Consider the following 21,313-nt stretch of genomic DNA (forward strand, 5'->3'; position numbering starts at 1 on the left):
TGGCAGTCTGAAAATCATCCAGCCCCCGGAGCGGCCACCCCCGGAGCCGCCCCCGGCCCCCACCCTCCCGAGAGCCCACACCCCCACCCCAACCCCCGTAAGCCCCGCATAAGCCCAGCTCAGCCCAGGTGGTGACCCTCTTCACAGCCCCCCTCCCAGCAGGCTGTTCCACATTCAACCTGTGGCACACTCGGATGCCATGAACACCAGCCCGGTCACCAGAACGCTCCGCGCAGCGGTCTTCGCCGCGCTGGTCGTGCTGCTCGCCGGGCTCGGCCAGGTCCTGGTCACCGGCCGTACCCTCCCCGTCGGCCCGATGCTGCTCGCCTCGGCCGCCGTCTTCGCCGCGGCCTTCGCCCTGGCCGGCCGCGAACGCGGCTTCCCGGCGGTCGCGGCGGTGTTCCTGCCGCTGGAGCTGGCCGCCGGCGCCCTCTTCGACCTCGCCCAGAGCACCTGTCCCTCGCTGCCGCCAGGCACCGGACACGGTCTCCAGCCGCTGCTCTGCGGCGGCGGCTCGCTCGGCGGCTTCCTGCTCGGCCACGGCGTCTCCGCCCAGACCGGCCTGCTGCTGCTCCTCCTGCTGCACACGGTGATCGCGCTGGCCGGCGCCTTCTGGCTGAGCCGCGCGGACGCCGCGCTCTGCTGCCTGGCCGGGGCCGTCCGGATGCTGGGCGAGTTCCTGCACCGCCACCTGCCGGCCGCCGCCCGCTGGCTGCGGCTGCTGGTCGCGCCGCTGCCGGCCCGTCCGCCGTCCCGGGTGCCGTTCCCCCGGGCCAGCCGCGTGCTGGTCCCCGCCGAGGACGTCGTCGTCCGTCCGGCCGTCCGGCGCGGTCCGCCGGTGTTCGCCCTGGCCGTCTGAGCCACGGGCTTCCCCGCCCGCTCAGTCGGCTGTTCTCTCCTCCCGCGCTGGCCCCGACCGGCCGCGCCGACCCGTACGCCCGAGAGCACAGGACGACACCCCATGAGCAACACCCGCAAGACCGACAAGAAGGCCTCCGCCACCGACCGCATGCGCGTCGCCCGCGCCCAGGCCGAGCGCTCCGACCGGATCCGCCGCCGGGTGGTGGTCGGCGGTGCCTCCGCCGCCGTGCTCGCCCTGGTGGCGGGCGTGGCCTTCGCCGTCGGCGGTTCCTCCGGCTCCGGTTCGAACGCCGCGAACGGCCCGCTGGTCGTGCCGGCCAACGCGAGCGGCACCAACGGCACCGTGATCACCTACGGCAAGGCCGACGCCCCGCACACCCTGGACGTCTACGAGGACTTCCGCTGCCCGTTCTGCGAGCAGCTGGAGACCACCACCGGCAAGGTGATCCAGCAGCTCGCCGACGACGGCACGTACAAGGTCGACTACCACCTGGCGACGTTCCTGGACAACAACCTGGGCGGCAAGGGTTCGCGCACCGCGCTGGCCGCGGCCGGCGCCGCGCTGAACGAGGGCGTGGACAAGTTCAAGGCGTTCCACGACGTGCTGTACGCCAACCAGCCGGACGAGCGCAGCGACGCCTTCGGCGACGTCAACCACATCCTGGACCTGGCCGGCCAGGTGCCCGGGCTGAAGACCGACGCCTTCGTCAAGGCCGTCCAGGACGGCACGTACGCGCCGTGGGCGGCCAAGGTGAACGAGGAGTTCAACAAGAGCGACGTCACCGGCACCCCGACCGTCAAGCTGGACGGCAAGAAGCTGGACGTCCTGAACAACGGCAAGGCCGTCTCCCCCGAGCAGTTCACCGCGATGGTCAAGCAGGTGACCGGGTGACGGCCGGCGCCCCCGCCGGGCGGCCCGGGTACGGCGCGAGCCGCCCGTTCGCCTGGCTGCTGCTGATCGGCGGCGCCGTCGGCCTGTTCGCCTCGACGGTCCTCACCCTGGACAAGATCCGGCTGCTGGAGGACCCGTCCTACGTCCCCAGCTGCAACATCAACCCGATCATCAGCTGCGGTTCGATCATGCGCAGCGACCAGGCGGAGGCCTTCGGCTTCCCCAACTCGCTGATCGGGCTGGTCGCCTTCGGGGTGGTGATCGCGGTCGGTGCCGGGCTGCTGTCCGGGGCGGCGTTCCGGCGCTGGTTCTGGCTCGGCCTGCAGGCCGGGACGGTGTTCGGCATCGGCTTCGTGACCTGGCTGATGTACCAGGCGCTGTACCGGATCGGCGCGCTCTGCCCGTACTGCATGGTGGTGTGGGCCGCGGTGATCCCGCTGTTCTGGTACACCACGCTGCACAACCTGCGCTCGGGCGTGATCCCGGTGGGCCCGCGGCTGCGGGTGGCCGTCCGGGAGGCGGCCCGCTACCACTGGGTCGTCCCGGCGCTGTGGTACGCGGTGATCGCGCTGCTGGTCCTCAACCGGTTCTGGTACTACTGGAGCACCCTGCTCTGACCCCGTCCGCCGCCCCCGCCCGCGCGGGGGCGGCGGTCCGGCAGGTCAGAAGGCGTACGCGGCGACCTCGGCGAGGAGTTCGGCGCGGCGCTCCTCGCTGATGAAGGAGGCGCGGAAGGAGTTGGCGGCCAGCCGGCGCAGGGTCTCCTGGTCGAGGGCGAGGGCCTCGCGCACGGCGCGGAAGTTGTCCTCCACGTAGCCGCCGAAGTACGCCGGGTCGTCGGAGTTGACGGTGACCAGCAGGCCGGCGTCCAGCATCTCGCGCAGCGGGTGGTCGGCGAGGGTGTCGATGCAGCGCAGCCGGACGTTGGAGAGCGGGCAGAGGGTCAGCGGGACCTGCTCGCGCACCAGGCGGGCGACCAGCTCGCCGTCCTCCAGGCAGCGCAGCCCGTGGTCGATCCGCTCCACGCCGAGGACGTCCAGCGCCTCGGTGATGTACGCGGCCGGGCCCTCCTCGCCCGCGTGGGCGACCCGGCGCAGCCCGGCCTCGGCGGCCCGGCGGTACACCTCGCGGAACTTGACCGGCGGGTGGCCGACCTCGGCGGAGTCCAGGCCGATGCCGGCGATCCGGCCGAAGTACGGGCGGGCGGCCTCGAAGGTCTCCAGCGCGGACTCGGCGGACTCGTCCCGCAGGAAGCACATGATCAGCTGCGTGCTGATGCCGTACCGCTCCTCGGCGCGCTCCAGCGCCCGGGTCAGCCCGTCCACCACCACGCCCAGCGGCACCCCGCGCGCGGTGTGCGCCTGCGGGTCGAAGAAGATCTCCGCGTGGCGGACGCCCTGCTCGGCGGCCCGGGCCAGGTAGGCGTCGGCGAGGTCGGCGAAGTCGTCCTCGGTCCGCAGCACGGCCATCAGCGCGTAGTAGAGGTCCAGGAAGGACTGGAGGTCGCTGAAGGAGTACGCCTCGCGCAGCGCCTCGGTGTCGGCGTACGGCAGCTCGACACCGTTGCGGGCGGCGAGCTCGAAGGCGAGTTCGGGCTCCAGGGTGCCTTCGATGTGCAGGTGGAGTTCGGCCTTGGGAAGCGGCATGTGGGTGTCCGAGCGCTAGCGGGGTGGTCCTGAACGTGTACGGAAGGATTCATCCTATGATCCGCGCCGACGGACCGGGTGCAGCGGCGGCGGACGGCGGGCACCCTGGAGGAGGGGACTTCCGCCGAGGAGGCACCGAGATGCGGCACGCCGAAGACCCGCACATCCGGCCCGCGGGCATCTCCGCGCACGCCCTGGGCAACGACACGCTCCTGCACGAGCTGGAGCAGCTGCACCGCACGCGGCACGAGACGTTCCTGTACGGCTCGGAGGAGGCGCTGAAGCGGCACACGCTGCGCACCGGGGAGCTGGAGGCCGAGTACCTGCACCGCTTCCCGAGCCGGCAGGTCACCGCCGCGCGGACCAGGGCCGGGGCCCGCGCCCGGGAGGCGGCGGCCCGGGTGGAGTCGCTGCCGGAGTGACGGGGCGGGCCGCGCGCCCGCCGGGACACGCCGGGCGCCCGGTGGCGTGCCCGGAGGCGGGCGGTCGGGGAGGGTGTGAGGGCAGACGCACCGGACCGTGACCCCACCTGGGAGCCCCGCATGCCCATCGCCAGCGTCAACCCCGCGACCGGCGAGACCGTCCAGACCTTCGAGCCGCTCGACGCGGCCGGCATCGAACGGCGGCTGGCCCGCGCCGAGGCCGCCTTCCACAGCTACCGCGGCACCCCGTTCGCCGCCCGCGCCGAACTGATGCGCCGCGCCGCCGACCTGCTGGACCGGGAGCTGGAGGCGGTCGCCCGCACCATGACCGAGGAGATGGGCAAGCCGCTCGCCGCCTCCCGCGCCGAGGTCGCCAAGTGCGGGAAGGCGATGCGCTGGTACGCGGACCACGCCGAGGAGCTGCTCGCCGACGAGCACCCGGCCCCGGCCGACGTCGCCGACTCCGGTGCCTCCCGGGCCTTTGTCCGCTACCGTCCGCTCGGTCCGGTTCTTGCCGTCATGCCCTGGAACTTTCCACTCTGGCAGGTCCTCCGGTTCGCCGCGCCGGCCCTGATGGCGGGCAACGTCGGCCTGCTCAAGCACGCGTCGAACGTGCCGCGCACCGCGCTGGCGATCGAGGAGCTGTTCCAGCGGGCCGGGTTCCCGGAGGGCTGCTTCCAGACCCTGTTGATCGGCTCGGGCGCGGTGGAGGGCGTGATCCGGGACCGCCGGGTCGTCGCCGTCACCCTCACCGGCAGCGAGCCGGCCGGGCGGGCGGTCGCGGCCACCGCGGCGGACGAGGTGAAGAAGGCCGTCCTGGAGCTGGGCGGCAGCGACCCCTTCGTCGTGCTGCCGAGCGCCGACCTGGACGCGGCGGTGCGCACCGCCGTCCGGGCCCGGGTGCAGAACAACGGCCAGTCCTGCATCGCCGCCAAGCGCTTCATCGTGCACACCGACGTGTACGACCGCTTCACCGCCGCCTTCACCGCGGCGATGGGCGCGCTGAAGGTCGGCGACCCGATGGACGAGTCCACCGACGTCGGCCCGCTGGCCAGCCGCCAGGGCCGGGACGACCTGGAGGAGCTGGTCGAGGACGCCCGGGTGCACGGCGCCCGGGTGGAGTGCGGCGGCGGGCGCCCGGAGGGCTGGGACACCGGCTGGTTCTACGAGCCGACGGTGCTGACGGGCATCACCCCGGCGATGCGGATCCACCTGGAGGAGACCTTCGGCCCGGTCGCCACCGTCTACCGGGTGGCCGACCTGGACGAGGCGGTGGCGGTCGCCAACGACACCCCGTTCGGGCTGAGCGCCAACGTCTGGACCACCGACGAGGCCGAGCGGGAGCGCTTCGTCCGGGACATCCAGGCCGGCGGGGTGTTCTTCAACGGGATGACGGCCTCGCACCCGGCGCTGCCGTTCGGCGGCGTCAAGCGCTCCGGGTTCGGGCGGGAGCTGTCCGGGCACGGGATCCGGGAGTTCTGCAACGTCACCACGGTGTGGATCGGCTGAGCCCTCCCGGGCCCGCGCCCGTCCGGCCCCGCGCCCGTCCCGACCGGGTCAGGACGCCATCCGGTGCCGGCCCGGCCCCGGGGTCATCCAGCGGGCGACCACGCCGCCCATCGCGATGAGCGTCAGGCCCCAGAAGACCGCCATCGGCACCAGCACGGGCAGCAGGCTCACCTGGACCGCGACCATGCAGAGGCCGATCGAGAGCGCGATCATGAACGTCACCACGGTGGGGCTGAGGCTGAGCAGCCAGTGCCAGACGCGGTGCCCGAAGCCCCGGGCCCTGCGGGTTGCGGGGTCGGCCTCGGCCCGGGCGTCGAGTTCGGCGTCGAGTTCCTTGTAGGTCAGCAGGTCCATCGGGATCGCCTCCAGTGCTGGACGGCTGGACGGGAGGGGTGCCTGGCCCCGGTGGGGTCAGGAGGCCTTGCGGGGAGCCGAGGGCTTCCGGGTGGTGGTCTTCTTCGCCGCCGGGCTCCTCGCGGAGGTCTTCCCGGCGGACTTCTCGGAGGCGGCCGTCTCGGAGGGGGCCTTCCCGGAAGCTGCCGCCTTCGAGGCGCTCCGCTTCACCGGGGCGCGCTTGCGCGGCGCGGGCTCCGCCTCCTCCGGGGCGGCCTCCCCGGCCCCGCCGCCCCGCCCGCCCCTGGCCTGCTTGAGGCTGCTGCGCAGCGCCTCCATCAGGTCGATCACGTTGTCCGGAGCCTCGCCCGGCTCCTCCTCGTGCGGGACCTCGACGCCCTCCAGCCGCGCGGTGATCACCTGCTGCAGCGCCTGCTGGTAGTCGTCGTGCAGCTGGGACAGGTCGAAGTCCTCGGAGAGGGTGTCCATCAGCGACCGCGCCATCTTGAGCTCCTGCGGCCGGACGGCGACGTCGCCCTCGGGCGCGATGCCGGCCGCCGGGCGGACCTCGTCGGGCCAGATGCAGGTCTGCAGCACCAGGGTGTTGTCGTGCACCCGCAGCACCGCGGGCGACTCCCGGGTGCGCAGCGCGATCTTGGTGACGGCGATCTGCCCGGAGTCGGTGAGCGCGTCGCGCAGCAGCGCGTACGGCTTGGCGGCGGCCTTGTCGGCGACGCCCACGTAGTAGGCCTTGGAGAACATCAGCGGGTCGATCTCGCCCTCGTCCACGAAGGCCAGCACGTCGATGATCTTCTTGCTGGGCAGCGGCAGGTCGGCGAGGTCCTCGTCGGAGAGCGTGACGGTCCGCCCGTCGGGGGACTCGTACCCCTTGGCGATCTCCGCGTACGGGACCTCCTTCTCCTCCCGCTCGCAGTACCGCTTCATCCGCACCCGGCCGCCGTCCTTGGCGTGCACCTGGTGCAGCGGGACGTCGTGCTCCTGGGTCGCGGAGTACAGGTGGACGGGGATGCTGACCAGCCCGAAGCTGATCGTCCCCTTCCAGGTGGTCTGCATGGGGTCGCTCCTGACCGGCACCGGGAGCCGACCGGCACCGAGAACGCTCGGGATGCTCCTACGGCATGTCCCGAGAGTCCCACTGTGCTCTGGTTTGCCCCGATCGTCCACAGCGCGTCGACAATGGGCCGAGGAGGTCGACGCGGATGGGTATCCGGAGCCGAGGAAACCAGCGGGGCCGGCGGAACCAGCGGGAACGCGACCAGGCGCCGCCGCCGGAGCGGTACGGCTACCTGGTGACGTACGCGGTGCGGGGCGAGCCCGGCGCACGGCGCGCGGAAGTCACGGTGCTGCCCGGATACTCGCAGGAGGACGACATCCCCCGGATCCTCGCCGCCCGGCTCACCGGGCGGCCGGCGGACGAGGCGTCGATCACCGTCCTCGACGTGCGGCCGATCTGACCGGCCACCCGCGGGCGATTTGAGCCCCAACAGAGCTTGGCGACCTTTCCGAATGCTGACGATGCGTCAGATTTGAGGTTTCCATGCCACCTTTCCACCCACCCCGACCAGGCCTTTTCCGTCCGTTGAGCGAACAGTTACCAAAGGATTGTTCCGATACTCGGGCGTAGAAGTTAGGTTGCGACGCAATGCGCGGGTCAGTCCCCCACCCTCGGCGCGACGAGCCGAGGGACACGCCGCGCGGGAAAGGCACAGGGCACCCAGATGAGTGCGGACACCACCAAGCCCCCGGCCACGGCCACCAAGCTCCCCCACCAGACCGGGCCGATCGGCCACGGCGGCGACGGCCACCTGAAGGCCGGACTCAAGAACCGCCACCTGTCGATGATCGCCATCGGCGGCGTGATCGGCGCCGGCCTGTTCGTCGGCTCCGGCGCGGGCATCGCGACCACCGGCCCGGGCATCCTGCTCTCCTACGCCATGGCCGGCGTGCTGGTCGTCCTGGTGATGCGGATGCTCGGTGAGATGGCCGCGGCCGACCCGCAGAGCGGCTCGTTCTCGGCGTACGCGGACCGGGCGCTCGGCCGCTGGGCCGGGTTCAGCATCGGCTGGCTGTACTGGTTCTTCTGGGTGGTGGTGCTCGCGGTCGAGGCGACGGCCGGCGCGAAGATCCTCAACAACTGGGTGCCGGGCGTCCCCCAGTGGGGCTGGGCCCTGATAGTCATGGCGGTGCTGACCGCCACCAACCTCTTCTCGGTGGCCTCCTACGGCGAGTTCGAGTTCTGGTTCGCCGGGATCAAGGTGGTCGCGATCGCCGCGTTCCTGGTGATCGGCACCCTCGCCGCCTTCGGCCTGCTGCCGGGCACCCACGCGGTCGGCGCCAGCAACCTCACCGGCCACGGCGGGTTCCTGCCGCACGGGGTGGGGGCGGTGTTCACGGGCATGCTCACCGTGGTCTTCGCCTTCATGGGCAGCGAGATCGTGACCCTGGCCGCCGGCGAGTCGGAGAACCCGGAGAAGGCCGTCTCCAAGGCCACCAACAGCGTGATCTGGCGGATCGGGATCTTCTACCTGGGCTCGATCCTGCTGGTGGTCACCCTGCTGCCCTGGGACTCCGCCGACGTCAAGGCGAGCCCGTACGTGGCGGTGCTGGACCACATCGGCATCCCGGGCGCCGGCCAGGTGATGGACGTGATCGTGCTGACGGCGGTGCTGTCCTGCCTCAACTCCGGGATGTACACGGCCTCCCGGATGGCGTTCTCGCTGGGCCAGCGCGGGGACGCGCCCAAGGCCTTCGCCACGGTGACCTCGCGCGGCGTGCCGCGGGTGGCGATCCTCTCCTCGGTGGTCTTCGGCTTCGTCGCGGTGTTCTTCAACTACACCTCGCCGGACACCGTGTTCGCCTTCCTGCTCAACTCCTCCGGCGCCGTCGCGCTCTTCGTCTGGCTGGTGATCTGCGCGACCCAGCTGCGGATGCGCAGGATCATCGAGCGCGAGATGCCCGAGCGGCACACCGTCCGGATGTGGCTGTACCCGTACCTGACCTGGACGGCCATGGGCATGATCGGGTTCGTCATGGCGTACATGTTCACCGACGCCGACGGACGCAAGCAGATGTACCTGTCGCTGGTCGCCGCAGCCATCGTGCTGGCGGCCTCGGCCGTGGTGGGCCGACGGCGGCGGGCCGCGGTGGCGGCGGCGGGCTCCTGACCCGTCCGCCCCGCGCGGGAACGCCGGGCCCGGGAGCCGATGCGGAGGCTCCCGGGCCCGGCGCCGTTCTGCTCGGCGCAGCGCACCGCCCGATGCCACGCCGCCCGGCACCACACCGCCCGTCCAGTTTGACCAAGGCACGTCAATGGGGATACCAGGGCCGGGCGCTCCCCCACGAGCGCTCCCCCCGCCCCCTCCGGGAGACCCCGTGCCGTCCCTACCCGCCCCCACGCCACCCCCGCCGCCACCACCCCAGCCGCCTCAGCCGCCGCCCCGTACGGGGCCCGGGTCCGCGCGCCTGCGCTTCGGCCGCCGGCTGCGCCACTGGCGCGAGGCCCGGGGCCTCAGCCAGGCCGAGTTCGGCCGGCTGCTCGGCTACCACGACTCGCTGATCAGCCGGGTGGAGAACGCCCATCGCTGGCCACCACCCGGAATGCCCGCCCGGGCCGACGAACTCCTGCACGCCGACGGCGAGTTGGCGGACCTCTGGCAGGCCGTCCAGCAGGAGCGCGAACACCTCGGCGAACGCGCCGCCGCCACCCGGCCACCGCTCGACACCACCGCCACCGGCCCGCCGGACGCCGCCACCGTCGAAGTGCTCGCCCACCTGCTCGCCGTCTACCGCGCCGCCGCGGGCCGGATCGGCGGCGAGGAACTGGCCACCGTCCTGGAGCACCACGCCCACACCCTGCTCGGCCGGCCGCACCCCGACCCGCACCAGTACCCCGACCCGCGCGAGCACCCCGCCGCCGACCGCTCGCTCGCCGCCCAGTACGCCGAACTCGCCGGCTGGGCCCACTTCGAGGGCGACCGCCACGCCCGCGCGCTCAGCTGGTACGCCACCGGGCTGGAGTGGGCACGCGCGACCGGCGACCGGATCACCGCGGCCGCGCTGCTCGCCCGGCAGAGCACCCTGTACTGGTGGCACGGCGACCCGGCCACCGCGCTCGCCCTGGCCGAGGCCGCCCGGACCACCGCGCCTCCCCTGCCGGGGCTGCGGGCCTGGACCGCCGTCGCCCAGGCCCACGCCCACGCGCTGGCCGGCCGGGCCCCGCTGGTGCGCCGGACCCTGGCGGAGGCCCGGCGACTGACCGACACCGCGCTGCGCACCGGCGAACCGACACCCTGGGCGGACCGCGCCGACCTGGTCCTGGCCGTCGCGCACGGCACCTGCCACCGGGACCTCGCCGTCCGCACCGGCCGCGCCGGCCACGCCCGCACCGCGGCGGCCTGGCTGGAGGCCGCCCTACGGCTCCTCGACCCGGCCGCCCGCCCGCGCGACCACGCCCTGGTCACCGCCCGCCTCGCCGGCGCCCACGCCCTCGCCGGCCGCACCGACGCCGCCGTCGCCCTGCTCACCCGGCTGCCCCCGCACACCGCCGGCCGCATCGCCCGGGAGCGACGGCGGGCCGAGGAGTGGCTGCGCGGGTGAGGCTCCCCGGGCACGGCCGTCCCCGGTCCGTCACGGAACGGCAGGACCGGCCACCACCTGCGGGTGTGGTGACCGGCCCTGCCGTACCGCTTCGACCGGCCCTACCGGGTCGGATCAGTGACCTTCCGGGTCAGCCCGGGGACCCGCCGGGTCGGATCAGAGGCCGGCCGCCGCCGCGGCGATGTCGGCCGCGTAGGTGCTCACCTGGGTGTAGACGCCCGGGTAGCCCGCGCGGGCGCAGCCGTTGCCCCAGCTGACGATGCCGACCTGGACCCAGCGGCCCGCCGCGTCCTGCCGGACCATCGGGCCGCCGGAGTCACCCTGGCAGGTGTCGACGCCGCCCTGGGAGACGTAGCCCGCGCAGAGCGAGCCGGCCGCGTTCAGCCCCGGGTAGGCGCGGGCGCAGGTGGCGTCGTCGACGAACGGCACGGTCGCCTTGAGCAGGTACCGCTGCTGGCCGCCGCCCTCGCGCGCGGCGCCCCACCCCATGATGGTGAAGGTGCCGCTGTCGTAGGCGGTGGAGGTGGCGATCGGCAGGGTGCTGACCTGGCCGCCGGTCACCGGCGAGGCCAGCTTGATCAGCGCCCAGTCGTCGCCGTTCTCGGCGCCGGTGAAGGCGGGCGACTGGTACACGTACGAGGAGCGGACCTTGACCGCGCTGCCGCTGTTCAGGTCGACCGCCCCCGCGGTGGCGGTGATGCTGCTGTCGGCGCCGGTGCCGTCGACGCAGTGGGCGGCGGTGAGCACGATCTGCGAGGTGTAGAGCGCGCCGCCGCAGCCCATCGAGAGCCGCACCACGAACGGGAACTCGCCCTGCGCCGCCCGCGTGCCGCCGACCACGCTCGGCGACGGCTCGGGTGAGGCGGCGGCGGGCAGCACGAGCGCTCCGGCGCCGAGCACCAGGCCGGCCAGCAGGCAGACGAACCTGCCGAGTTGACGCTTCATCAGATCCTCCTTGCAGGTGGGGGAAGACCGAGAGTGGCCCGGCGGGCGGCGCGATAGGAGGGGTCCGCCCTTGCCGGTCGGATCTGGCAGGAACACGGCAATGAGGGGTTCCGGGTGCGGAGGGCCCGGGACGATCGCACACCGAACCCCGCGGCCCGCCCCGGGGAATCCCGTGCGCGACCCCCGGACCCGTCACCGGCCGCTCACTCCGCGTCGACGCCGCGCCCGCCGGCGTGTGAGCCCGCCCACAGCGGGATCGCCATCCACGATCCCCGGTAGTGGACGCGCTCCCAGCAGCACCGCCCCCGGCACCGTCGAGCCGCCCCGACCGGGCCGCCCGCGACCGCGATCCGCCTGAAGAACACAGGCCACCGCACCTGCCGGCGGTGCGATCCTTCACCACCCCCGGGCTGCCACCTCCGGATGGAGGATCCGGACAAATATGCCCAAATAAGCCGCCGGGCCCCGCTCCGGCCAACCCTCAGCCACGACCCTGCGTAGTAGCGAACGCCTTTGCCACCCGTCCCCGGCCCTGCCAAGAATGGCCCGTCGCCAGACAGCGCAGCCGACCACCCCCCGCCGCCGCGCAGCCCGCCCGCCCCGCCGTTTCCGCCGGGGCGCCACGGCCGTCCAGGGCGGCCGCACGGGCCCCGCTCACCCGGAGCCCACGCGATGCCCCGCCCCCGGTGCCACCGGCACGGCCCCCGACGGAGAAGGATCGTCCGCCCCATGCAGCTCAGCCATGCCCGCCGCAACTCCCTGATCACCGGCGTCGCCACCCTCGTGGTCGCGAGCGCCGCCACCGCGGCCCTCGCCATCCCGCAGGCCGGGAACGGCACCGAGGCCGCCCCCGTGGCCGCCGTGTCGGTGGACGGCACGCTGGTCGCCGAGCAGGGCCAGGCCGACACCGCTGCCGCCGGCGCCGCCGAGCAGGCCGCCCAGGAGGCCCAGGCCAAGGCCGAGGCGGACACCGCCGCCCAGGCCCAGGCCGAGGCGCAGGCCCAGGCGGACGCCAAGGCCAAGGCCGACGCCGAGGCCGCCGCCTCCCGCTCCCAGGAGCGCCAGGACCTGAACAGCGCCCCGGCCGCCTACTCCGGCACCCCGCAGCAGATCGCCGCGCAGATCGTGCCGGCCGGCCAGCTCCAGTGCTTCAGCAACATCGTGTTCCGCGAGAGCAGCTGGAACCCCCTCGCGGTGAACGCCTCCTCCGGCGCCTACGGCCTGGTCCAGGCCCTGCCCGGCTCCAAGATGGCCTCCGCGGGCGCCGACTGGCGCACCAACCCGGCCACCCAGATCAAGTGGGGCCTGAACTACATGAACACCCGCTACGGCAGCCCCTGCGCCGCCTGGTCGTTCTGGCAGTCCCACCACTGGTACTAGGCCGACCCCCGATCGGCCGCCGAGGGCCCGCGACGCACCGCGCGTCGCGGGCCCCGGCGCGCATCACCCCAGGTCGGAAGCCGGGCCGGGACCCGGGGCGGAGCCCGGGCCGGGCGTGGACACGTCCGGAAGGCGGCGTGAAGATCTGGCGCACACTCGTACGGTTTGCCACTGATTGATCGGAATTACGGACCGTCAGGGCTTTGCCACGGTTCGCGAGCCCTCTTACGCTCCGGCGTCATGCCCTCACCCCTGATCAGCGTCGTGCTCCCCGCCTACGACCAGCACGAACAGCTCGCCGACTGCCTGGACTCGCTGCTCGCCCAGTCCCTGGCCGACGTCGAGGTGATCGTGGTCGCCGACCGCTCCCCCGAGACCGCGGACGGGCTCGCCGACGCGTACGCCGCCCGGCACCCGCAGGTGTCGGTGCTGCACCTGAACGCCGCGGTCGGGGTCGGGGCGAGCCGGAACGCGGGCGCGGCGCGGGCCACCGGCGAGTACCTGCTGTTCCTGGACGCCGACCACCTGCTGCCCCGGGACGCGCTGCGCACGCTCGCCGACCGGCTCCGGCAGACCGGCCCAGTGGACGTGCTGCTGTTCGGCCACTCCCGCCGGCACCAGGACCGGGACTGGCCGGGCGGCGCCGAGGCGCTGCTCGCCGAGGCCGGCCCCGAGCCGTTCGCGCCCTTCGACCGGCCCGCGCTGTTCGGCGCGCCGCCGCTGGCCTGGGACCGGCTGGTCCGCCGCGGCCACTGGGCCGAGCTGGGCCTGGCCTTCCCGCCCGGCCGCTACGAGGAGGTCCCGGTGGCGCACGCGGCGCTGCTCGGCGCCCGGACGGCCGCCGTGCTGGCCCGCGAGTGCGTCCAGCTCCGCCGCCGGGAGACCGTCCACCCGGCGGGCGGCCCGGGCAGCAGCGTCTTCGACCTGTTCGAGCAGTACGAGCGCAGCTTCGCCCTGCTGGAGGACCAGCCGCACCTGTACGCGGTGCGCGAGGCGCTGTTCGTCCGGATGATCCGGCACTACCTGTTCGTCTTCGACCTGGCCGGCTGCGTCACCCGCGCCGAGCGGCCGCAGTTCTTCCACCGCGCCGCCGAGCACCACCGCCGCTTCCAGCCGCCCGGCCACCGCCGGCCGGGCGGCCGCGAGGGGATCAAGTTCTCGCTGCTGGCGGGCGGCGCGTACCCGGCCTTCGAGGTGGCCAAGCTCTCCCACATCGCGCGCGGCACGCTCACCGGGCGGAAGTAGCCGGGGCACCCCCACCCGGGTGAGCCGGGCGCCGCGCCCGGTACCGGTGCGGCGGCGCGGCTGCGATCATCGGCGGAGCCGTACTCCTGGGAGGTCCTGGTGAGCCGTCCGTCCGCCGTCCCCGGGGCCGAGTTGGCCCGTGAGCTGACCGCCGTGCTGCGCGGCGAGGTCCGCTTCGGCGCCGCCGAGCGCACCGTCTACAGCCAGGACGCCTCCAACTACCGGCAGTTGCCGCTCGGCGTGGTCAAGCCGGCCGACCTCGACGACGTGCGCACCGCGCTGGCGCTCTGCCGCGCCCACCGGGTGCCGGTGGTGGCGCGCGGGGCCGGGACGAGCATCGGCGGGCAGGCGATCGGCCCGGGCGCGGTGGTGCTGGACTTCCGCCGCCACCTCGGCGCGGTGCTGGAGATCGACCCGGGGGCCCGCACCGCGCGCGTCCAGCCCGGCACCGTGCTGGACGACCTCCAGCGCGCCACCAGGCCGTACGGGCTGCGCTTCGGGCCCGACCCGTCCACGCACAGCCGGTGCACCCTCGGCGGCATGATCGGCAACGACTCCTGCGGCTCCCACTCGCTCGCCTGGGGGCGCACCGCCGACAACGTCGAGCGGCTGGAGCTGCTGCTCGCGGACGGCACCGAGCTGACCGTCGGCGGGCGGCTCACCCCCGCGGAGCGCGCCGCGCTCGCCGCGCTGCCCGGGCGGGTCGGCCAACTCCACACCGGGCTGCAGGAGTTCACCGACCGCAACCTCGCCGCCATCCGGCAGGGCATGCCGCGGCTGCCCCGCCGCACCTCCGGCTACCCGCTGGACGCGCTGCTGCCCGAGCAGGGCCACGACCTGGCCCGGGCGCTCACCGGCACCGAGGGCACCTGCGCGCTGCTGCTCGGCGCCACCGTCCGCCTGGTCGAGGACCCGCCGGCCCGGGCCCTGGTGGTGGCCGGCTACCCCGACGAGGGCGCCGCCGCCGACGCCGTCCCGGCGCTGCTGCCGTACGGTCCGCTGACCGCCGAGGGCATGGCGGCCGACCTGATCGCCGCGCTGCTCGCCGCCGGGCCCCGCCCGCCCGCGCTGGACCGGCTGCCCGCCGGCGAGTGCTGGCTGTTCCTGGAGACCGGCGGCGACACCCCGCGGGCCGCCTACCAGGCCGCCCGCCGGCTCGCCGACGCGGTGAAGCGCGAGCGCTCGGCCGCTGTCGCCCTGGTCACCGACCCGGTCGAGCAGCGCCAGCTGTGGGCCGTCCGGGAGGCGGGCGCGGGGATCGTCACCCGGCTGCCCGGCGGCGGCGAGGCCTGGCCCGGCTGGGAGGACTCCGCCGTCCCGCCCGAGCGGCTCGGCGACTACCTGCGGGCCCTGCGCGCCCTGCTGCGCCGGCACAGCCTGCACGGCGTCCCGTACGGGCACTTCGGCGACGGCTGCGTGCACCTGCGGATCGACTTCCCGCTGGACGAGCCCCAAGGGGTGCTGGTCTTCCGGGAGTTCCTGGAGCAGGCGGCCGATCTGGCGGTCTCGTACGGAGGTTCGCTCTCCGGCGAGCACGGCGACGGGCAGGCCCGCTCGGAGCTGCTGCCGCGCATGTACCCGCCCGAAATCATCAGCCTGTTCGGGGAGTTCAAGCGGATCTGGGACCCGGAGAACCTGCTCAACCCGGGCGCGCTGGTCGACCCGCGCCCGCTCGACGCCGACCTGCGCTTCGTCACGGCCCCGCGCCGGACGCTGCCGCTGGCCCTCCCGTACGAGCAGGACGGCGGCAGCCTGGTGAAGGCGGTGCACCGCTGCGTGGGCGTCGCCAAGTGCGTGGCCCCGGGCAGCGGGGTGATGTGCCCGAGCTACCTGGCCACCGGCGAGGAGCGGCACTCCACCCGGGGGCGGGCCCGGCTGCTCGCCGAGATGCTGCGGGGGGACGCGATCCCGGACGGCTGGCGCTCGGAGGAGGTGCGGGAGGCGCTGGACCTCTGCCTGAGCTGCAAGGGCTGCGCGAGCGACTGCCCCGTCCACGTCGACATGGCGACCTACAAGTCCGAGTTCCTGTACCAGCACTACCGGCGCCGGCCGCGCCCGCTCGCGCACTACTCGATGGGCTGGCTGCCGCTCTGGCTGCGGGCCGCCTCGCTCGCGCCCGGGGCCGCCAACACCCTCGCCCGTTCCCGGGCCGGGGGGCTGCTCAAGCGGCTCGGCGGGATCGACCGGCGCCGGGTGCTGCCGGTCCTCCCGCCGGAGACCTTCACCGCGTGGTACCGGCGGCACCGCGCCACCCACCCGGCCCCGGCGGGCGCCCGGCCGGTGCTGCTGTGGCCGGACACCTTCTCCGACCGCCTCCAGCCGAGCGTGCTGCGCTCGGCCGTCGAGGTGCTGGAGCACCTGGGCTTCGACGTCCGGCTGCCCCCGGGCCCGGTCTGCTGCGGCCTCACCTGGTACTCCACCGGCCAACTCGGCACCGCACGAAGGGTGCTGCGGCGCAGCCTGCGGGCACTGGACGGAGCTGGGGTCCAGGCCGACACCCCCGTGATCGGCCTGGACCCCAGCTGCACCGCGACCCTGCGCGAGGAGCTGCCCCGGCTGCTCGGCGCGGAGGGCCGCCCGCTCGCCGACCGCACCCGCACCTTCGCCGAGTTCCTCGACGAGTTCGCCCCGGACGCCCCGCTCCCCCGGATCCCGCTGGACGCCGTCACCCAGACCCACTGCCACCAGCACGCGGTGCTCGGCAGCGCCGCCGACCGCCGGCTGGAGGCCCGGCTCGGCCTGAACAACCGGGTGCTGGACGCCGGTTGCTGCGGCCTGGCGGGCAACTTCGGCTTCGAACGGGGCCACTTCGAGGCGTCCGAGGCCATCGCAGAGCGGGTGCTGCTGCCCGGGCTCCGGGCCGCCGGGCCGCAGGCGGTGGTCCTGGCGGACGGCTTCAGCTGCCGCACCCAGATCGCCCAACTCGCGGACGGGCGGCGGGCCCTGCACCTCGCGGAGCTGATCGCCCGGGAGCTGCGGGATCAGTCCTGACGGTGCGCCGCGAGGAAGGCCCCGGCGTGGGCCGCGGCCTCCTCCCTGGTCCGGTGGCTGGCCGCCGCCCCACCGGTGGCGCCGTCCGCGCCGGTGGCCGTCCAGCGCCAGTCTCCGGAGGCCTCGTCCTCCGCCAACTCGGCCGTTCCACCGAACAGTTCGAGCAGCCCGAGCCGCGCCACCGGACGACTGACGGCCTCCGGCCACTTCTTCCGGGCGCCCTGCCGGGTGATGCCCCAGGCGGCGCCGAGCTGCTCGTAACTGGCGCCGTAGGAACCCGCGGTGGCGGCCGCGCCCGCGGCGAGCAGCTTGACCTCGGCGTCCACCAGCTTCCAGGCGGACAGGACGGAGAGCGCGACCTCGACCGGCTCGGCGTTCCACATCCGTTCCGCGGGCAGGCCCGTCGCGCGGGCGCGCACGGCGGCGGCGAGGGGGTCGAGCGCGTCGAGGAGGGCCCTGGCCAGCGCGGCCCGCTCCTCCGGAGTGATCTCCACGGTCGTCATGGTGACAACTGTAGTTAACGAACTCATCCACGACAACCATAGTTACCGGCCGAACCGGTCCAGCGGGCTCGCACCCCGCTTCTCCGGCGCGAACGGCGTGCCCGAGGAGAGCGCCCGGAAGCCCACCACCAGCGCCTCCCCCAGGAAGCCCACCCCGATCGACAGCTGGATCGGACGGGCGTCCGCGGCCAGTCCGAAGTGCGCGGCGAGCGCGGCGAAGCCGGCCATCAGGGCCAGCGACACCGCCGCGACCAGGAAGGTCCGCCCGGTGTAGCGCTGCCACAGCACGCCCTCCCGCTCGTAGACCCGGATGGTGGCGCCGCGCACCGCCCCCAGCGCGACGCCGAGCCCGGCGCCCGCCGCGATCCAGCCATAGTCGGCCGCGCCGAGCCCGTGCTTCTGGGCGAGCGCCCACACGCCGAGGGCGGTGAGCACCACCGGCGGCGCGAAGAGGTCCCGGGCGTTGAGCGGTTCGCCGCGCAGCCGCCGGATCACCACCACCACGACCACGACGGCGATCAGCCCCGCGTGCACCCAGCCGTTCATTCCTGCCTCCCCGAATTTTTGTAGCTCGACCGTGCTAAATCAGCAATTTAGCTCGCTCGTGCTATAACGGCAACATGCCGAAGATCGTGGACCCCGCCGAACGCCGCCAGGCCGTCGCCGACGCCGTCCTGCGCGTCGCGGCCCGGGAGGGACTGGAGCACGCCTCCCTGCGCAACGTCGCCGAGGAGGCCGGACTGGCCGTCGGCTCGGTGCGGCACTACTTCGCCGGCAGCTCCGAGCTGATGATCTTCGCGATGCGCGAGCTGGCCCGGCGGATCGAGGCCCGCATCCGCGCCCACGCCGCCGCCCTGCTCGACCCGGCCGCCGCCGGCACCGACCGGCGCGAACGGACCGTCCGACTGCTCGCCGAGACCCTCCCGCTGGACGCCGGGCGCCGGGAGGAGTCCGCGCTCTGGCTCTCCTTCGTCACCGCCGCCCGCACCCGGCCCGACCTGCGGCCCCGCGCCGTCGAGATGCAGACCGGCCTCGACGACCTGGTCCGACGCGTCCTCGCCGAGTCCCGACGCGCCGGCGGCCTGGCCCCCGGCCTCGACCTCGACCTCGAGACCCGCCGGCTCTCCGCCCTGCTGGACGGCCTCACCCTCCAGGCCGTCCAGCACCCCGACCTGGTCGGCCCCGACGAGCTGCGCGCGGTGCTGCGCCGCCACCTCGACACCCTGGCCGCCCCCGCCTCCTGAGACCGCGCCAACACCCCCGAGGTCGCCGAGGTCGCCGAGGGCACGGAGAGCACCGACGGCACCGGGCCCCCGCCACCCACGCCACTCCGTCTACGCCCTGGGATGACCGGACCGGCACGACTGCGGCCCCCGCCCGTCCGTCGGCGGGGGCCGCAGCCCGCGTACGCGCAGCAGGGGGTGTCAGCCCTGGGCCGCCCCCGCGGGCGCCTCCTCCGCGCAGACCGCCGAGACGAACTCGGCGACCCGCGCCTGCGGCAGCCCGCGCGCGATGTCCGCCTCGCTGATCATGCCGACGAGCTTGTGCTCCGGGTGGTTGATCACCGGCAGCCGGCGCACCTGGTACTGCTCCATCACCCGCAGCACCTGCTCGCAGTCCTCGTCCGCCTCCACCGTCATCGGCCGCCCCTGCGCCAGCTCGCCCGCCGTCACCGACGCCGGGTCGCGGTCCTCGGCGACGCAGCGCAGCACGATGTCGCGGTCGGTCACGATCCCCAGCAGCTTGTCGCCCGGCCCGCAGATCGGCAGGGCGCCCACATGGCGCTCCCGCATGATCCGGGCGGCGGCCGCGAGCGTCTCGTGCTCACGGATGCACTCCGCGCCCGGGTGCATGATGTCGCTGGCTCTGGTCATGGTCCGCCTCCTGACCTGGCTTCCCGTTCCCCTCGTCCATCGTGGTCCGGGCGGATGGCCGACGCCACCGGGGCCGACCCGCTCACTCCGCTCCGTCCGGCCCGGCGGGGCCGCCGCGCCCGGCCCGGCCGTCCGGCGACTCCGGACGATCCAGCGGCGACTGCTCCAACACCTCTTCCAGGGGCGGGAGTTCATGCCTGGGCGGCTCCGGCTCCAGCCCCTCCTCCGGGATCTCGCCGCTCTCCACCGCCTCCTCCACGGCCTTCGCCCCGGCCGCGACCGCCGCCGCCGTCAGCAGGTTCCGCTGCTGGACCTCCGTGGCACTGTCCAGGAAGCGCAGCAGCTCCACCGGGAAGGGCAGCACCAGCGTCGAGTTCTTCTCCGCCGCCACCTCCACCACGGTCTGCAACAGCCGCAGTTGCAGCGCGGCCGGAGTCGCGCTCATCACGGCCGCGGCGTCCGACAGCCGCTGCGAGGCCTGGTACTCGCCGTCCGCCGTGATGATCCGGGCCCGCCGCTCCCGCTCGGCCTCCGCCTGCCGGGCGATCGAGCGCTTCATCGACTCCGGCAGCGCGACGTCCTTGATCTCCACCCGGTCGATCTCGATGCCCCAGCCCAGCGCCGGGCTGTCGATCATCAACTCCAGCCCCTGGTTGATCGGTTCCCGGTTGGCCAGCAGGTCGTCCAGCTCGCTCTTGCCGATGATCGAGCGCAGCGAGGTCTGCGCGACCTGGGAGATCGCGAAGTTGTAGTCCTGCACGTTGACGGTGGCCTTCACCGGGTCCACCACCCGGTAGTAGACCACCGCGTCCACCCGCACGGTCACGTTGTCCCGGGTGATGCCCTCCTGCGCCGGGATCGGCATCGTCACGATCTGCACGTTCACCCTGCGCAGCCGGTCCGCGACCGGCATCAGCGCCACCAGCCCCGGCTCGCGCACCTCGTCGCGCACCTTCCCGAAACGGAACACCACGCCCTTCTGGAACTGCTGGACGACCCTGATGCTCAGGCCCGCACAGATCACCCCGAGCCCGGCCAGCCCCCCGAGCGCACCCAGCACCGCATCGACGATCATCGCGGCCTCCTCGCGACCGGCGCACTGCGCGCACACCGGCGTCTCCGGCCGCCGCCGACCCGGACCGGCCGGGGACCGCCGGAGCAACTGATTCCACGCTACGCCTGCCCGGACGACGCCGGTACGAACGTCCGATTGCCCCTAGGATCTCGACCATGCCGACCGAGGCCGCGCCCTCCTCCCCCGCCGACGAGCCCTCCCACCTGGCGTCCGACCAGGCCGCCGACGACCCCGAGCACCCCCGGCACCCCGCCGAGGCGGCCGCCCGGGCCGCCGGACTCGCCGCGCTGGACCGCGTCGTCACCGGCTGCCGGGCCTGCCCGCGCCTGGTCGCGTGGCGCGAGGAGACCGCCCGCACCAAGCGCCGCGCCTACCAGGACCAGGACTACTGGGCCCGTCCCATCCCCGGCTTCGGCCCGCCGGACGCCCCGCTCGTCCTGGTCGGCCTCGCCCCCGCCGCCCACGGCGCCAACCGCACCGGCCGGATCTTCACCGGCGACCCCTCCGGCGACCTGCTCTACGCCGCCCTGTACGAGCTCGGGCTCGCCAACCGCCCCGAGTCCGTCCGCTACGGCGACGGCCTGGAACTGTCCGGCGTCCGGATCACCGACCCGGTCCGCTGCGCCCCGCCGGACAACAAGCCCAGCACCGCGGAACGCGACACCTGCCGGCCCTGGATCACCCGGGAGCTGGAGCTGATGCGCCCCACCGTGCGCACCCTCGTCGCCCTCGGCGGCTTCGCCTGGCAGGCGATGATGCCGGTGATCGCGGACGCCGGCTGGCGGCTCCCCCGCCCCCGCCCCGCCTTCGGCCACGCCGCCGTGGCCGCCTTCCCGGCCCGCGACGGCGGCCCGGACCTGCGGATGTACGGCTGCTACCACGTGAGCCCGCGCAACACCAACACCGGCCGGCTGACCACCGCGATGCTCCGGGACCTGCTGCGCGAAGCCGCCCGCTCGGCGGGGCTCGACCCCCGGTAGGGCGCGGCGAAGCGGTCCGGTCGGTCGAACCGGCGGGTGG

General features: G+C 74.4%; 21 protein-coding genes. 13 read left to right on the forward strand and 8 right to left on the reverse strand.

What is annotated here, in order from left to right; all coding sequences use genetic code 11:
• Window positions 1-199: 199 nt before the first annotated feature.
• The 3 genes from ACLWS4_RS27530 (at window position 200) to ACLWS4_RS27540 (ending at window position 2,370) form a co-directional block, all read left to right on the forward strand.
• Window positions 200-859, forward strand: coding sequence for a hypothetical protein (locus tag ACLWS4_RS27530; protein ID WP_380745217.1), 660 nt, complete (start codon window positions 200-202; stop codon window positions 857-859).
• A gap of 102 nt (window positions 860-961) precedes the next feature.
• Window positions 962-1,753, forward strand: a complete 792-nt coding sequence (locus tag ACLWS4_RS27535; RefSeq protein ID WP_416875498.1) for a DsbA family protein — start codon at window positions 962-964, stop codon at window positions 1,751-1,753.
• Window positions 1,750-2,370: a vitamin K epoxide reductase family protein gene (locus ACLWS4_RS27540; RefSeq protein ID WP_074005192.1), complete on the forward strand. Its 621-nt coding sequence runs from the start codon at window positions 1,750-1,752 to the stop codon at window positions 2,368-2,370. The genes ACLWS4_RS27535 and ACLWS4_RS27540 overlap by 4 nt, the downstream gene beginning before the upstream one ends.
• A gap of 45 nt (window positions 2,371-2,415) precedes the next feature.
• On the opposite strand, the gene ACLWS4_RS27545 is transcribed toward ACLWS4_RS27540, so the two are convergent.
• Complete coding sequence (locus ACLWS4_RS27545) at window positions 2,416-3,399, reverse strand: adenosine deaminase (protein WP_049659827.1); 984 nt, start codon at window positions 3,397-3,399, stop codon at window positions 2,416-2,418.
• Between the two features lie 140 nt (window positions 3,400-3,539).
• Here ACLWS4_RS27545 and ACLWS4_RS27550 point away from each other — a divergent pair, with 140 nt between their 5' ends.
• Window positions 3,540-3,821 carry a DUF6158 family protein gene (locus ACLWS4_RS27550; protein ID WP_049659828.1) on the forward strand — a complete coding sequence of 94 codons (282 nt, stop codon included), beginning with the start codon at window positions 3,540-3,542 and terminating at the stop codon, window positions 3,819-3,821.
• Between the two features lie 120 nt (window positions 3,822-3,941).
• Complete coding sequence (locus ACLWS4_RS27555) at window positions 3,942-5,330, forward strand: NADP-dependent succinic semialdehyde dehydrogenase (RefSeq protein WP_387829362.1); 1,389 nt, start codon at window positions 3,942-3,944, stop codon at window positions 5,328-5,330.
• A gap of 48 nt (window positions 5,331-5,378) precedes the next feature.
• On the opposite strand, the gene ACLWS4_RS27560 is transcribed toward ACLWS4_RS27555, so the two are convergent.
• Window positions 5,379-5,684, reverse strand: coding sequence for a hypothetical protein (locus tag ACLWS4_RS27560; protein WP_049658984.1), 306 nt, complete (start codon window positions 5,682-5,684; stop codon window positions 5,379-5,381).
• A gap of 57 nt (window positions 5,685-5,741) precedes the next feature.
• Complete coding sequence (locus ACLWS4_RS27565; RefSeq protein WP_074005189.1) at window positions 5,742-6,737, reverse strand: Ku protein; 996 nt, start codon at window positions 6,735-6,737, stop codon at window positions 5,742-5,744.
• 146 nt (window positions 6,738-6,883) lie between these two features.
• Between ACLWS4_RS27565 and ACLWS4_RS27570 the strand changes: the two genes are divergently transcribed.
• The 3 genes from ACLWS4_RS27570 (at window position 6,884) to ACLWS4_RS27580 (ending at window position 10,280) form a co-directional block, all read left to right on the forward strand.
• Window positions 6,884-7,138 carry a hypothetical protein gene (locus ACLWS4_RS27570; RefSeq protein WP_416875499.1) on the forward strand — a complete coding sequence of 85 codons (255 nt, stop codon included), beginning with the start codon at window positions 6,884-6,886 and terminating at the stop codon, window positions 7,136-7,138.
• Between the two features lie 264 nt (window positions 7,139-7,402).
• The gene (locus ACLWS4_RS27575) at window positions 7,403-8,848 is read left to right on the forward strand and encodes an amino acid permease (RefSeq protein WP_049658990.1); all 1,446 of its coding nucleotides are present in this window, start codon (window positions 7,403-7,405) and stop codon (window positions 8,846-8,848) included.
• A 208-nt stretch (window positions 8,849-9,056) separates the two neighbouring features.
• Window positions 9,057-10,280, forward strand: a complete 1,224-nt coding sequence (locus ACLWS4_RS27580) for a helix-turn-helix domain-containing protein (RefSeq protein ID WP_416875500.1) — start codon at window positions 9,057-9,059, stop codon at window positions 10,278-10,280.
• Between the two features lie 156 nt (window positions 10,281-10,436).
• Here ACLWS4_RS27580 and ACLWS4_RS27585 read toward each other — a convergent pair whose 3' ends face one another.
• A complete protein-coding gene (locus tag ACLWS4_RS27585) occupies window positions 10,437-11,225 on the reverse strand; it encodes a S1 family peptidase (RefSeq protein WP_380741250.1) in 789 nt (262 codons plus the stop codon).
• A 729-nt stretch (window positions 11,226-11,954) separates the two neighbouring features.
• On the opposite strand from ACLWS4_RS27585, the gene ACLWS4_RS27590 reads away from it, so the two are divergent.
• From ACLWS4_RS27590 to ACLWS4_RS27600, 3 genes are all read left to right on the forward strand, one after another.
• Entirely contained in the window at window positions 11,955-12,605 is a 651-nt protein-coding gene (locus ACLWS4_RS27590) for a transglycosylase SLT domain-containing protein (RefSeq protein WP_387829368.1), read from the forward strand.
• 240 nt (window positions 12,606-12,845) lie between these two features.
• Window positions 12,846-13,850, forward strand: coding sequence for a glycosyltransferase family 2 protein (locus ACLWS4_RS27595; protein WP_416875501.1), 1,005 nt, complete (start codon window positions 12,846-12,848; stop codon window positions 13,848-13,850).
• A 99-nt stretch (window positions 13,851-13,949) separates the two neighbouring features.
• Complete coding sequence (locus ACLWS4_RS27600) at window positions 13,950-16,841, forward strand: FAD-binding and (Fe-S)-binding domain-containing protein (protein WP_416875502.1); 2,892 nt, start codon at window positions 13,950-13,952, stop codon at window positions 16,839-16,841.
• Here ACLWS4_RS27600 and ACLWS4_RS27605 read toward each other — a convergent pair.
• A complete protein-coding gene (locus ACLWS4_RS27605; protein WP_416875503.1) occupies window positions 16,832-17,344 on the reverse strand; it encodes a hypothetical protein in 513 nt (170 codons plus the stop codon). The genes ACLWS4_RS27600 and ACLWS4_RS27605 overlap by 10 nt on opposite strands.
• Before the next feature lie 42 nt (window positions 17,345-17,386).
• Window positions 17,387-17,890, reverse strand: a complete 504-nt coding sequence (locus ACLWS4_RS27610; protein WP_074005182.1) for a DUF1453 domain-containing protein — start codon at window positions 17,888-17,890, stop codon at window positions 17,387-17,389.
• 74 nt (window positions 17,891-17,964) lie between these two features.
• On the opposite strand from ACLWS4_RS27610, the gene ACLWS4_RS27615 reads away from it, so the two are divergent.
• The gene (locus tag ACLWS4_RS27615; RefSeq protein WP_380741255.1) at window positions 17,965-18,588 is read left to right on the forward strand and encodes a TetR/AcrR family transcriptional regulator; all 624 of its coding nucleotides are present in this window, start codon (window positions 17,965-17,967) and stop codon (window positions 18,586-18,588) included.
• A 180-nt stretch (window positions 18,589-18,768) separates the two neighbouring features.
• On the opposite strand, the gene ACLWS4_RS27620 is transcribed toward ACLWS4_RS27615, so the two are convergent.
• Entirely contained in the window at window positions 18,769-19,218 is a 450-nt protein-coding gene (locus tag ACLWS4_RS27620) for a CBS domain-containing protein (protein ID WP_049657806.1), read from the reverse strand.
• 82 nt (window positions 19,219-19,300) lie between these two features.
• Window positions 19,301-20,293 (reverse strand): slipin family protein, encoded by a 993-nt coding sequence (locus tag ACLWS4_RS27625; protein WP_387976357.1) that lies wholly within the window; start codon window positions 20,291-20,293, stop codon window positions 19,301-19,303.
• A gap of 155 nt (window positions 20,294-20,448) precedes the next feature.
• On the opposite strand from ACLWS4_RS27625, the gene ACLWS4_RS27630 reads away from it, so the two are divergent.
• Window positions 20,449-21,273, forward strand: a complete 825-nt coding sequence (locus ACLWS4_RS27630; RefSeq protein WP_416875504.1) for a uracil-DNA glycosylase — start codon at window positions 20,449-20,451, stop codon at window positions 21,271-21,273.
• Window positions 21,274-21,313 lie beyond the last annotated feature (40 nt).

This window comes from Kitasatospora sp. SC0581 (assembly GCF_048159585.1).
Taxonomy (GTDB): Bacteria; Actinomycetota; Actinomycetes; order Streptomycetales; family Streptomycetaceae; genus Kitasatospora.

What these genes read in the sequence shown, in the direction of transcription:
- ACLWS4_RS27530 (WP_380745217.1), top strand. Translation starts at nt 200, where the DNA reads ATGAACACCAGCCCGGTCACCAGAACGCTCCGCGCAGCGGTCTTCGCC.
- ACLWS4_RS27535 (WP_416875498.1), top strand. Translation starts at nt 962, where the DNA reads ATGAGCAACACCCGCAAGACCGACAAGAAGGCCTCCGCCACCGACCGC.
- ACLWS4_RS27545 (WP_049659827.1), bottom strand. Translation starts at nt 3,399, where the DNA reads ATGCCGCTTCCCAAGGCCGAACTCCACCTGCACATCGAAGGCACCCTG.
- ACLWS4_RS27550 (WP_049659828.1), top strand. Translation starts at nt 3,540, where the DNA reads ATGCGGCACGCCGAAGACCCGCACATCCGGCCCGCGGGCATCTCCGCG.
- ACLWS4_RS27555 (WP_387829362.1), top strand. Translation starts at nt 3,942, where the DNA reads ATGCCCATCGCCAGCGTCAACCCCGCGACCGGCGAGACCGTCCAGACC.
- ACLWS4_RS27560 (WP_049658984.1), bottom strand. Translation starts at nt 5,684, where the DNA reads ATGGACCTGCTGACCTACAAGGAACTCGACGCCGAACTCGACGCCCGG.
- ACLWS4_RS27565 (WP_074005189.1), bottom strand. Translation starts at nt 6,737, where the DNA reads ATGCAGACCACCTGGAAGGGGACGATCAGCTTCGGGCTGGTCAGCATC.
- ACLWS4_RS27570 (WP_416875499.1), top strand. Translation starts at nt 6,884, where the DNA reads ATGGGTATCCGGAGCCGAGGAAACCAGCGGGGCCGGCGGAACCAGCGG.
- ACLWS4_RS27575 (WP_049658990.1), top strand. Translation starts at nt 7,403, where the DNA reads ATGAGTGCGGACACCACCAAGCCCCCGGCCACGGCCACCAAGCTCCCC.
- ACLWS4_RS27585 (WP_380741250.1), bottom strand. Translation starts at nt 11,225, where the DNA reads ATGAAGCGTCAACTCGGCAGGTTCGTCTGCCTGCTGGCCGGCCTGGTG.
- ACLWS4_RS27590 (WP_387829368.1), top strand. Translation starts at nt 11,955, where the DNA reads ATGCAGCTCAGCCATGCCCGCCGCAACTCCCTGATCACCGGCGTCGCC.
- ACLWS4_RS27595 (WP_416875501.1), top strand. Translation starts at nt 12,846, where the DNA reads ATGCCCTCACCCCTGATCAGCGTCGTGCTCCCCGCCTACGACCAGCAC.
- ACLWS4_RS27605 (WP_416875503.1), bottom strand. Translation starts at nt 17,344, where the DNA reads ATGACGACCGTGGAGATCACTCCGGAGGAGCGGGCCGCGCTGGCCAGG.
- ACLWS4_RS27610 (WP_074005182.1), bottom strand. Translation starts at nt 17,890, where the DNA reads ATGAACGGCTGGGTGCACGCGGGGCTGATCGCCGTCGTGGTCGTGGTG.
- ACLWS4_RS27615 (WP_380741255.1), top strand. Translation starts at nt 17,965, where the DNA reads ATGCCGAAGATCGTGGACCCCGCCGAACGCCGCCAGGCCGTCGCCGAC.
- ACLWS4_RS27620 (WP_049657806.1), bottom strand. Translation starts at nt 19,218, where the DNA reads ATGACCAGAGCCAGCGACATCATGCACCCGGGCGCGGAGTGCATCCGT.
- ACLWS4_RS27625 (WP_387976357.1), bottom strand. Translation starts at nt 20,293, where the DNA reads ATGATCGTCGATGCGGTGCTGGGTGCGCTCGGGGGGCTGGCCGGGCTC.
- ACLWS4_RS27630 (WP_416875504.1), top strand. Translation starts at nt 20,449, where the DNA reads ATGCCGACCGAGGCCGCGCCCTCCTCCCCCGCCGACGAGCCCTCCCAC.